Below are 10,039 nucleotides of genomic sequence, written 5' to 3' on the forward strand. Positions count from 1 at the left end.
CTCGCCCAACTCGCACGAGCTGAGTTTGCGGTGCAGCGCGTACGGACCGACTGTCTGCATGTGGCATCCCCCCGACCGATCGTATCGGTCGGTACGACGGACACCGATCGACCGACGGGCTGCCGGCCGGTCAGTCGACCCAGTCGAGCGTGCGGGCGACCGCCTTGCGCCACCGGCCCAGTTCCCGCTCCCGGTGCGCCGGGTCCATCCGGGACTCCCACTGCGCGTCGGAACGCCACTGGGCGCGCAGGGTGGCCAGGTCGGGCCAGAAGCCGACCGCCAGGCCGGCCGCGTACGCCGCGCCGAGGCAGGTGGTCTCGGTGATCCGGGAGCGGACCACCGGCACCGCCAGCACGTCGGCGAGGAACTGCATCAGCAGCCCGTTGGCGGTCATTCCACCGTCGACCCGCAGCCGGCGCAGCGCCACGTCGGAGTCGGCGTTCATCGCGTCGACCACCTCGCGGGTCTGCCAGGCCGACGCCTCCAGCGCCGCCCGCGCCAGGTGCCCCTTGGTGATGTAGCCGGTCAGCCCGGCGATCACCCCCCGGGCGTCGCTACGCCAGTGCGGCGCGAACAGCCCCGAGAAGGCGGGCACCACGTAGCAGCCCCCGTTGTCGTCCACGGTGGCGGCCAGTTCCTCGACCTCGGCGGCCGAGGAGATCAACCCGAGGTTGTCCCGCAGCCACTGCACCAGCGAACCGGTCACCGCGATCGCCCCCTCCAGGGCGTACGCGGCCGGCTGGCCGTCGATCCGGTAGGCCACCGTGGTCAGCAGGCCGTGGCTGGACGGCACCGGGCTGGCCCCGGTGTTGAGCAGCAGGAAACTCCCGGTGCCGTAGGTGCACTTCGCCTCGCCGGGCTGGAAACAGGTCTGCCCGAACAGGGCGGCCTGCTGGTCGCCGAGCGCACTGGCCACCGGCACCCCGTCGAGCACCCCGTGGGCCGTCCCGTAGACCTCCGCCGAGCTGCGGATCTGCGGCAGCATCGCGGCCGGGACACGCAGCGCGTCGAGCAGCTCCGGGTCCCAGTCGAGGGTCTCCAGGCCCATCAGCATGGTCCGGCTGGCGTTGGTGACGTCGGTGACGTGCCGTCCGGTCAGCTTCCAGATCAGCCAGCTGTCCATCGTGCCGAACAGCACCTCGCCCCGTTCGGCGCGTTCCCGCAGCCCGTCGACGTTGTCCAGCAGCCAGCGCAGCTTCGGGCCGGCGAAGTAGGTGGCCAGGGTGAGCCCGGTGCGGGCGCGCAGCCGTTCCTCGCCGTACGAGTCGGCCAGCTCGCGCAGCAGCGGACCGGTACGGGTGTCCTGCCAGACGACGGCGTTGGCGACCGGCCGGCCGGTGGCCCGGTCCCAGACCACGGTGGTCTCCCGCTGGTTGGTGATGCCGACGGCGGCCAACCCGTCCGGGCCGGTGCCGGCGTCGGCGAGCGCGTCGCGGACCACCCGCTCGACGTTGGCCCAGATCTCCTCGGCGTCGTGCTCGACCCAGCCGGGCCGGGGGAAGACCTGCCGGTGCTCGCGTTGTGCGACGGCGACGATCTCACCGGCCCGGTCGAAGACGATGCACCGCGACGAGGTGGTGCCCTGGTCGATGGCGGCGACGTACTCTCCGGTCATTTCGGCACCGTACCGGCCGGGCGCGCTCCGGAGAACCACGGCGGCTCCGTACGATCTCCAGACGTGCGCGACATCGCCGTGTTCAGTGGAACCGCCCATCCCGACCTCGCCGCCGAGATCTGTTCCCACCTGGGGGTGCCGCTGCACCCGGTGCGGGTGTCCCGGTTCGCCAACGACTGCCTGGAGGTGCAGTTGCAGGCGAACTGCCGGGAGCGGGACGTGTTCCTGATCCAGCCGCTGGTGCCGCCGGTGCAGGAGAACCTGGTCGAGCTGCTGCTCATGATCGACGCTGCCCGGGGCGCGTCGGCCGGCCGGATCACCGTGGTCCTGCCGCACTACGCGTACGCCCGGTCGGACAAGAAGGACGCGCCGCGCATCTCCATCGGCGGCCGGCTGGTGGCTGACCTGCTCACCTCGGCCGGCGCCCACCGGGTGCTGGCGATGACCCTGCACTCGCCGCAGGTGCACGGCTTCTTCAGCGTCCCGGTCGACCACCTGCACGCGCTGCGGGAGCTGGCCGCCCACTTCCGGGGGCGGGACCTGGGTGACACGGTGGTGGTCTCGCCGGACCTGGGCAACGCCAAGGAGGCGGCGGCGTTCGCCCGGATGCTCGGCACCCCGGTCGCGGCCGGGGCGAAGCAGCGGTTCAGCGACGACCGGGTCACCATCAGCACGGTGATCGGCGAGGTGGCCGACCGGGACGTGATCGTGCTGGACGACGAGATCGCCAAGGGCAGCACGGTGGTCGAACTGATCGGCCACCTGCACGAACGTAACGTCCGGTCGATCCGGCTGGCCTGCACCCACGGCCTGTTCTCCAGCGGCGCGCTGAGCCGGCTGGCCGCCGTCGAGGGGGTACGCGAGATCGTCTGCACCAACACCGTGCCGATCCCGGCGGACAAGCGGGTGCCGAAGCTGACGGTGCTCTCGGTGGCCCCGGCGCTGGCCGAGGCGATGCGCCGCATCCACAACGGCGAGTCGGTCAGCGCCCTGTTCGGCTGACCGGCACCGGCGGGCCGGGCCGGGCCGGGTCGGCGGGTCAGGGGAGGGCGGACCAGGGGCGGCGGGTCAGCCGGCGGCGGCGCTGATCCGTACGGTGGTGCCGGCCGAGCCGCTCTCGACCTCCATCGCGTCGCTCAGCTCCCGGGCCAGCCAGAGCCCCCAGCCGCCGGCGGTGTCCGGGGCGGGCCGGCTGCGGTCGTCGAGCCGCTGCTCGCTGATGCCGCTGCCGTGGTCGGAGACCTCGCAGACCAACTCGCCGGGGCGTCGCCAGAGCCGCAGCCAGCCCCGGCCGCCGCCGTGCCGGACGGCGTTGGTGATCAGCTCGTTGACCGCCAGCACGAAGTCGTCGAGCCGCTGCCCGGCCAGGCCGGCCGCGTGCGCGCAGGAACTGACCGAGTGTCTCAGCTCGGTCACCTGTGCCTGGTCGAACGCCTCGGCGATGAGAAGGGAAGGTTCGATGGGCACCACCGTACGCGGTGTGGGAAGTTCTGCGTTCGTCATGGGCCCTGTCCCGACAGCGATCTCGGAGTTTTTCACGCTATTTCTACCGCACGTCAGGGTTCTCCGGTCCGCACCGACCGGCCCGGCCGGCTGACCAGGGGACTGTGGCATCGTGGCGGCCATGCCGTCGTCCCCGCCGGGAGGTTTCGCCGACCCGCTGTGGCGGTCCGTCGCGGTCTTCCGGTTCGCCTCGCTGGCGTACGTCGGCCTGCTGGTCCTGCGCGACGGCGGCCGGTACGCCCACCCGGTCGCCGCGGGCGGCGTACTGCTGGTGATGCTGGCCTGGTCCGGGGTGACGGCGGTCGGGTACGCCCGGCCGGCCAACCGGCGCTGGCCGCTGCTCCTGGCCGACCTCGGCGTGGTCCTGGCGATCCTGGCGGTCACGCCGTGGGTGGTGGGACGCCCGGCGCTGGCCGCCGGGGTGCCCGCCCTGGCCGTGGCCTGGCTGGCCGGCCCGGTGCTGGCCTGGGCGGTCTCCGGCGGGCGGCGGCGCGGCACGGTGGCCGCGCTGCTGATCGGCGGCACGGACCTCGCCACCCGGGGCCGGATCGGCCCGTCCTCGCTGACCGGGGCGATCCTGCTGCTGCTCGCCGGTGCGGTGGTGGGGCACGTGGCCCGGCTGGCGGTGAGCACCGAGGAGCGGTTGCAGCGGGCGGTGGAGCTGGAGGCGGCGACCCGGGAACGGGAACGGCTGGCCCGGGACATCCACGACTCGGTGCTCCAGGTGCTGTCCCTGGTCCAGCGGCGCGGCGCGCACCTCGACGGGGAGGCCGGTGAGCTGGCCCGGCTCGCCGGCCAGCAGGAGGTGGCGTTACGCGCGTTGATCTCCGGGGCCCCGCCGACGTCCCCCGTCGACCCGGTCGGCGAGGTCGACCTGCGGTCCCTGCTGTCCGGGTACGCCTCGGCGACGGTGCAGGTCTCCGCCCCGGCGACCCCGGTGCCGCTGCCCGCGCCGGTGGCCCGGGAGGTGGCCGCCGCGACGGCGGCGGCCCTGGACAACGTGCGGCGGCACGCCGACGGGCGGGCCTGGGTGCTCGTGGAGGACGAGGGCGACACGGTGACCGTGTCGGTGCGTGACGCCGGGCCGGGCATCCCGGAGGGCCGGCTGGTCGAGGCGGCCCGGCAGGGCCGGCTGGGGGTGGCGCAGGCCATCCGGGGACGGATGACCGACCTCGGCGGCGAGGTGCGGATCATCTCGACGCCGGGGGAGGGCACCGAGATCGAACTGATGGTGCCGAGGAGGAACCGATGACCGGGGTACGGGTGATGGTGGTCGACGACCACCCGATGTGGCGGGAGGGGGTGGCCCGGGACCTCACCGAGGCCGGGCACCTGGTGGTGGCGACCAGCGGGGAGGGCCGCCAGGCGGTCCGGGTGGCCGCCGCCGCCCGACCCGACGTGGTGGTGCTCGACCTGCAACTGCCTGACATCTCCGGGGTGGAGGTGATCCAGGGACTGCGGGCCGCGTTGCCCCGGGTCCGGGTGCTGATGCTGTCGGCCAGCGGCGAGCAGCAGGGCGTGCTGGACGCGGTGAAGGCCGGGGCCACCGGCTACCTGCTGAAGTCGGCGGCCCCGGCGGAGTTCCTGGACGCGGTACGCCGGACGGCGGCCGGTGAGCCGGTGTTCACCCCGGGCCTGGCCGGGCTGGTGCTGGGCGAGTACCGGCGGCTCGCCGCGGACCCGCCGGCCGGCGGGTCCGGCGACGACGGGCCCGGCGCGGCACCCCGGCTCACCGACCGGGAGACCGAGGTGCTGCGGCTGGTGGCGAAGGGGCTGTCCTACAAGCAGATCGCCGGGCGGCTCGGGTTGTCGCACCGCACCGTGCAGAACCACGTGCAGAACACGCTCGGCAAGCTCCAGCTGCACAACCGGGTCGAGCTGACCCGCTACGCGATCGAGCGGGGCCTGGACGACTGAGGTCAGTGCGCCTCGGGCGGCCGGGTCTCGTGGACGGCCAGTTCCTCGGCGCTCGCGCCGCCGCCGGCCGCGCCCGCGTCGTAGGCGATGCTGTCGGTCTCCTGGTCGGTGCGGGCCCCCTCGTCCGGTTCGACCAGCCGGCCCACCTGCGCGTCGGCGACGGTGCCGAGCTGGCCGTGGTCGTAGAGCGAGACCGGGGAGTTCGGGTCCGAGGTGGGGCCCGGGTCGAGCACGTCGGCGTCGAGCTGGGCCTGCGCGGCGGCCTCCTCGTTCTCCGCCTCGGCGGCGATGTCCGGGTCGACCGGCCCGGCCAGCGGGTCGTCGGCCCGCCGCTCGTACTGCTCGCGGTCGAGCTTGTACTCCAACGACTCGCCGTCGAGCTGCTCGTCGGCCGTGGTGCCGAAGTGGTCGACGGCCACCGGGGTGCGGTCGCCGGGCAGCTGGGCCGGGTCGGGGCCGTCGGCCTCCCGGCCGGTCAGCACGTCGTCGTCGGCGGTCGAGTCGTCGTCGGCGGTGTCGGGCAGGCCGAGCGCCTCGGGGTCGGACACGGGGGTCGGGAACTCGTCGTCGCGCATGGCTGAGCACTACCCACTGGCACGGCCCGGGTAACCGGGTCCCGCTCGCCGGATCGGGACGAAAGGGCGGCAATCAGTCGTGGTGCCAGTGTGACTCGTCCTCGGTGTGCAGCACACACCAGATCACCTTGCCGTCCGGGAGCAGGGTGCTGCCCCAGCGCCGGGCCACCGTGTCGATCAGCAGCAGCCCCCGGCCACCGGCCGAGGTGAGCGGGGCCGGCCCCACGTAGCGGGGCTGCCGCCGGGAGCGGTCCCGCACCGCCAGGTGCACCGTGTCGCCCTGCGCGGCCAACCGCAGCGTCATCGGGGTCGACACGTGCGCCACCACGTTGTTGACCAGCTCGGTGACCGCGATGCAGGCCGGTTCGGCCAGCTCCGGCACACCCCACCGGGCACAACCGTCGGTCACCAGTTCCCGCGCCCACCGGGCCGCCCCGACCGTCGGCGTCAGCTCCTCGGTCAGCACCGCCGCCATCGGCGTACGGGCCAGGGCCGCCATCGCCTCGGCCTCGCTCGGGTAGACCGCCAGTCCGGTCGCGTCCCCGTCGGCGACCATCCCGCTCGGGTCGACCACCAGCAGGTCGGCGGCGGGCCAGTCGCGCACCGCCCGGCGTACCCCGGCCAGCAGTTGTCCGGCGGTCGCCCCACCGGCGCGCAGCCCGGCCAGGTCGACCACGATCGGACCGGGCCGGTCGACGAGCCGGGTGAGCAGCGCGTCGCGGACCCGGTCGACGTCGTCCGGCTCCACCGTCCCGGCGAGCCGGACCAGCGCGGAGGAGTCGTCGGCGACCACCTGGCAGCCCGCCCGGGGGTGCCGGACCGTCCCCGGGTTCGGCAGGTCGGCGCGGCTCGTCACCGTCGCCCCCGATCGGCGCGGGCCGGGCGCGTCGTCGTGCCGGACGGCCGGGAGGCCCGGTGCGGCCGGGCGGTGGTCGCCCCGGCGACGCCGGGCCGGGCGCGGCGCGGCGTCAGGATGGCGTCGGACCCGCCGCTGACGCCGGCGACCACCACGGCGGCGACGGCGGGGGTACGGGTCATCGGCATTCCCGCTCGGTACCCCCGGTCGGGCCGGCTCATGCCGCCGCGCGGCCACTGATCAGCGGGACCGCTCCGGTCGGCCGCAGCTCACCCCGGGTCAGGCCGGCACCGGCCCGGGTCGGTGTGGGGTGCCCCACAGCCGGCCCGCCGGCCCGCTGACCGCTTCCGATCTGCGAGGTTTCGGCTCGTGGGGCCCCGGTTAATGGGACGCTCTGACCGGAGACCATCCCTCGCAGATCGCATGGAGGTGCACCATGCGCGTCGGCCTCGTCTGCGCGCACGCCGGGTCGTCCCGGCACGCGGAAGGACCACCCGTCGGCACCCACGAGCACGTCGCTCGGGTCGCCGGCGAGCTGGCCGGGCGCGGCCACGACGTGCGGGTGTACGAGCGCCGCGACGACCCGGCCCTGCCGGCGAGCGTCGAGATCGACGGGTACCGGGTGGAACGGGTGCCCGTCGGCCCGGCCCGCCCCACCGTCACCGCCGACCTGGTCCCGCACGTGCCCGAGTTCGGCCGCTGGTTGGCCGACCGGTGGGCGGGGGAGTGGACGCCGGAGGTGGTGCACGGGCACTACTGGATCGGGGGCCTGGCCGCCGCGCACGCGGTCCGGGAGACGGACATCCCGGTGGTGCAGACCTTCCACTCGCTCGGCGTCGAGCAGCGCCGCCACCTCGGCCGCGAGTACGACGGCCCCGGCGAGCGCATCCCGCTGGAGCGCGCGCTCACCCGGGCGGTGGACGTCGCCGTCGCCCAGTGCACCGACGAGGTCGACGAGCTGACCCGGATGGGGCTGCAACGTTCCTCGGTGGCGATGGTGCCGACCGGGGTGGACGTCGAACGGTTCCACCCCGACGGCGAGGCCGCCCCCCGCGACCAGCGGGCCCGCATCCTGTCCGTCGGCGGGCTGTCCCCGGGACACGGCCAGGACGACCTGATCCGGGCGATGCGGCTGGTCGGCGACGCGGAACTGGTGATCGCCGGTGGGCCGCCGGCCGACCAGCTGGCCACCCACGCGGAGGCCCGGCGGCTGCGCGAGCTGGCCGAGCGGGCCGGGGTCGCCGACCAGGTCACCCTGGTCGGCGCGGTGCCGCACGACCAGCTCGCCACCTGGTACCGCTCGGCCGACGTGGTCGCCTGCACCCCGCACTACTCGGCGGCCGGGCGGGTGTCGCTGGAGGCGATGGCCTGCGGGGTGCCGGTGGTCGGCTACGCCGTGGGCGGCATCGCCGACGCGGTGGTCGACGAGGTCACCGGTCGGCTGGTGCCCCCCGGCGACGTCCGCACGCTGGGCATGACACTTCGCCGGCTGCTCGCCGACAACGCCGGCCGGTTCGCCTACGGGCACGCCGCGGTGGACCGGGTGCGGTGCAGCTACACCTGGGAGCGGACGGCCGGCGCGCTGGAACGGCTCTACGAGCGGGTGGTGGGCCGGCGTACCCCGGTCGAGGTGCCCGACACGGTGCCGGTCGACGTCGAGGCCGAGCCGCCGGCCGGCCGGGACGCCGCCGTGACGGTGGAGGTCGAGACGCCGGTCACGGGGACGACCACCGGCCCGGTCGGCGTCTGACCAGCTCCTCCGCCATCGCCGAACCCGGCTGTCGGGTGCTGCCGGCCTTCGTGTGGTGCCGGCCCGTCGGGCTCAGGCCCGGGGGACCGCGCCGACCATGGCGCGTTCCGGGGTGCGGGCCACCGCGTGGTGGTGCTGGGGTGCGGCGTACCGGGTGAGCCCGATGACCGAGGCGAGGGTGATCAGGAAGCCGACGGCGGCCAGCCACTCCCGGCCCGGCCAGATCTTGTCGTTGAGCAGCAGCAGGCCGACGATGGCGGCGGGTACCGCCCCAGCGGCGTCCATCGCGGCGACGGCCGCCGTCGTGGAGCCCCGCTGCATCGCCAGGCCGAGCAGCAACTGACCCACCAGCGAGTGGGCGATCAGCAGGTAGAGCAGCGGGTCACGGACGAACGCCTCGGCCGACGGGGCGGAGGCCAGCGGCCGGGCGGCCACCGCGGCGGCGGAGAACGCCAGCCCGGCCAGGGAGCCGAGCGCCACCGAGCCGGGGGCCCCGTGCAGGCGTACCGCGAAGAAGCCGAGCAGTCCGATCCCGCCGAGCGCCAGCGCCAGGGTGACCAGGCCGGCGGTGCCGAGCCCCTTGGAGGGGGCCGGCTGGGCGGAGAGCACCAGCGCGGTGATCCCGGCGAAGAGCAACACCAGCAGCGCCACCTCGGCGGCGGGCAGCCGCCACTTGAGCACCACCACCCCCAGCAGGGCGGTCACCCCCAGCCCCGCCGCCACGCTCGCCTGCACCAGGAACAACGGCAGGTCGCGCCGGGCCAGGAAGGCCAGCACGAAGCCGGTCACCTGGCAGAGCAGCCCGATCAGGTACGTCCGGTGCCCGGCCAGCCGCAGCAGCAGCCCCGGGTCGAAGGTGTGGTGCACGGTCGTGCGGGCGGCGGCCACCGACTGGAGCATGTTGGCGAAGCCGTACGCGATGATCATCGCCGCGAGGAAGCACCAACCGGAGGACACCACCAGGCGAGAATAGAGGGCCGTCGCGTTCAGCGCGCGGTTGGCCGACCCAGCCGGGACAGCACGTCGGTGTGCAGCGGCCCGTTGGTGGCGATCGCGCTGATCTCGCCGGATGCCGTCCCACCAGGGGCGGGGGTGCCCTCCAGGGTGGTCATGGTGCCCCCGGCGGCGGTCACGATCGGCACCAGCGCGGCCACGTCCCACAGCGACAGTTCCGGCTCCACCATCACGTCCAGTGCCCCCTCGGCCAGCAGCATGTAGCCGTAGAAGTCGCCGTACGCGCGGCTGCGCCAGGTGTCGCGCATCAACTGGAGCACCGCGTCCAGCCGGCCGGCCGCCTCCCACCCGGTCAGCGACGAGTAGCAGAAGCTGGCGTCGGCGAGGTCGCGTACCCCGGAGACCCGGATCGGCTCGCCGGAGGCGGCGTCGCGCCCCGCGTACGCCCCCACGCCGCCCGCGCCCCACCAGCGCCTGCCGAGCGCCGGGGCGGACACCAGCCCGACCACCGGCCGGTCCCCCTCCAGCAGGGCGATCAGGGTGGCCCACACCGGCACGCCCCGGACGAAGTTCTTGGTGCCGTCGATCGGGTCGATCACCCACCGCCGGTCGTGCGGGCCGGTGGCCGGCTGCTCGCCGTACTCCTCGCCGAGCAGTCCGTCGTCCGGCCGGTGGTGGGCCAGCAGCGCCCGGATCTCCCGCTCGACGGAGGTGTCCGCGTCGGACACGGGAGTCAGGTCCGGCTTCGCCGTCACCCGCAGGTCCAGTGCCCGGAACCGGGCCATCGAGATGGCGTCGGCGGCATCCGCGAGCCGATGAGCAAGATCGATGTCACCCGCATACCCCGTCACCCCGAAACCCTAACCCCC

At 74.7% G+C, this 10,039-nt stretch carries 10 protein-coding genes and 1 pseudogene; 4 read left to right on the forward strand and 7 right to left on the reverse strand.

All coding sequences use genetic code 11. The features are described from left to right. Positions 1-130: 130 nt before the first annotated feature. Positions 131-1,615: a glycerol kinase GlpK gene (gene glpK, locus B5D80_RS32085; protein ID WP_088647674.1), complete on the reverse strand. Its 1,485-nt coding sequence runs from the start codon at positions 1,613-1,615 to the stop codon at positions 131-133. A gap of 63 nt (positions 1,616-1,678) precedes the next feature. On the opposite strand from glpK, the gene B5D80_RS32090 reads away from it, so the two are divergent. After that, the gene (locus B5D80_RS32090) at positions 1,679-2,617 is read left to right on the forward strand and encodes a ribose-phosphate diphosphokinase (protein WP_088647675.1); all 939 of its coding nucleotides are present in this window, start codon (positions 1,679-1,681) and stop codon (positions 2,615-2,617) included. Between the two features lie 66 nt (positions 2,618-2,683). Here the strand turns inward: B5D80_RS32090 and B5D80_RS32095 are convergent, their stop codons facing one another. Beyond that, the gene (locus B5D80_RS32095) at positions 2,684-3,118 is read right to left on the reverse strand and encodes an ATP-binding protein (RefSeq protein WP_088647676.1); all 435 of its coding nucleotides are present in this window, start codon (positions 3,116-3,118) and stop codon (positions 2,684-2,686) included. 121 nt (positions 3,119-3,239) lie between these two features. Here B5D80_RS32095 and macS point away from each other — a divergent pair, with 121 nt between their 5' ends. After that, positions 3,240-4,370, forward strand: coding sequence for a MacS family sensor histidine kinase (macS, locus tag B5D80_RS32100; RefSeq protein WP_088647677.1), 1,131 nt, complete (start codon positions 3,240-3,242; stop codon positions 4,368-4,370). Continuing rightward, entirely contained in the window at positions 4,367-5,035 is a 669-nt protein-coding gene (locus tag B5D80_RS32105) for a response regulator (protein WP_088647678.1), read from the forward strand. The genes macS and B5D80_RS32105 overlap by 4 nt, the downstream gene beginning before the upstream one ends. Before the next feature lie 2 nt (positions 5,036-5,037). Here the strand turns inward: B5D80_RS32105 and B5D80_RS32110 are convergent, their stop codons facing one another. The 3 genes from B5D80_RS32110 to B5D80_RS32120 form a co-directional block, all read right to left on the reverse strand. Then, entirely contained in the window at positions 5,038-5,610 is a 573-nt protein-coding gene (locus B5D80_RS32110) for a DUF5709 domain-containing protein (protein WP_088647679.1), read from the reverse strand. 73 nt (positions 5,611-5,683) lie between these two features. Then, the gene (locus B5D80_RS32115) at positions 5,684-6,466 is read right to left on the reverse strand and encodes an ATP-binding protein (protein WP_245855119.1); all 783 of its coding nucleotides are present in this window, start codon (positions 6,464-6,466) and stop codon (positions 5,684-5,686) included. Continuing rightward, positions 6,463-6,648, reverse strand: a complete 186-nt coding sequence (locus tag B5D80_RS32120) for a hypothetical protein (protein ID WP_144081835.1) — start codon at positions 6,646-6,648, stop codon at positions 6,463-6,465. Before B5D80_RS32120 ends, B5D80_RS32115 begins: the two co-directional genes overlap by 4 nt. Positions 6,649-6,902: 254 nt before the next feature. Between B5D80_RS32120 and B5D80_RS32125 the strand changes: the two genes are divergently transcribed. Further along, a complete protein-coding gene (locus B5D80_RS32125; RefSeq protein WP_088647681.1) occupies positions 6,903-8,216 on the forward strand; it encodes a glycosyltransferase in 1,314 nt (437 codons plus the stop codon). Here the strand turns inward: B5D80_RS32125 and B5D80_RS32130 are convergent. Next, positions 8,182-9,143, reverse strand: a pseudogene (locus tag B5D80_RS32130) (hypothetical protein). The gene B5D80_RS32125 and the pseudogene B5D80_RS32130 sit on opposite strands and share 35 nt — an antisense overlap. 59 nt (positions 9,144-9,202) lie before the next feature. After that, positions 9,203-10,021, reverse strand: a complete 819-nt coding sequence (hisN, locus tag B5D80_RS32135; RefSeq protein WP_088647683.1) for a histidinol-phosphatase — start codon at positions 10,019-10,021, stop codon at positions 9,203-9,205. Positions 10,022-10,039: the final 18 nt, after the last annotated feature.

Origin of the sequence: Micromonospora wenchangensis (genome assembly GCF_002210435.1) — a bacterium.
In the GTDB taxonomy this organism is placed as follows: Bacteria; Actinomycetota; Actinomycetes; order Mycobacteriales; family Micromonosporaceae; genus Micromonospora; species Micromonospora wenchangensis.

Coding starts and splice junctions, on each gene's coding strand:
- glpK (WP_088647674.1), bottom strand. CDS start 1,615: ATGACCGGAGAGTACGTCGCCGCCATCGACCAGGGCACCACCTCGTCG.
- B5D80_RS32095 (WP_088647676.1), bottom strand. CDS start 3,118: ATGACGAACGCAGAACTTCCCACACCGCGTACGGTGGTGCCCATCGAA.
- macS (WP_088647677.1), top strand. CDS start 3,240: ATGCCGTCGTCCCCGCCGGGAGGTTTCGCCGACCCGCTGTGGCGGTCC.
- B5D80_RS32105 (WP_088647678.1), top strand. CDS start 4,367: ATGACCGGGGTACGGGTGATGGTGGTCGACGACCACCCGATGTGGCGG.
- B5D80_RS32110 (WP_088647679.1), bottom strand. CDS start 5,610: ATGCGCGACGACGAGTTCCCGACCCCCGTGTCCGACCCCGAGGCGCTC.
- B5D80_RS32120 (WP_144081835.1), bottom strand. CDS start 6,648: ATGACCCGTACCCCCGCCGTCGCCGCCGTGGTGGTCGCCGGCGTCAGC.
- B5D80_RS32125 (WP_088647681.1), top strand. CDS start 6,903: ATGCGCGTCGGCCTCGTCTGCGCGCACGCCGGGTCGTCCCGGCACGCG.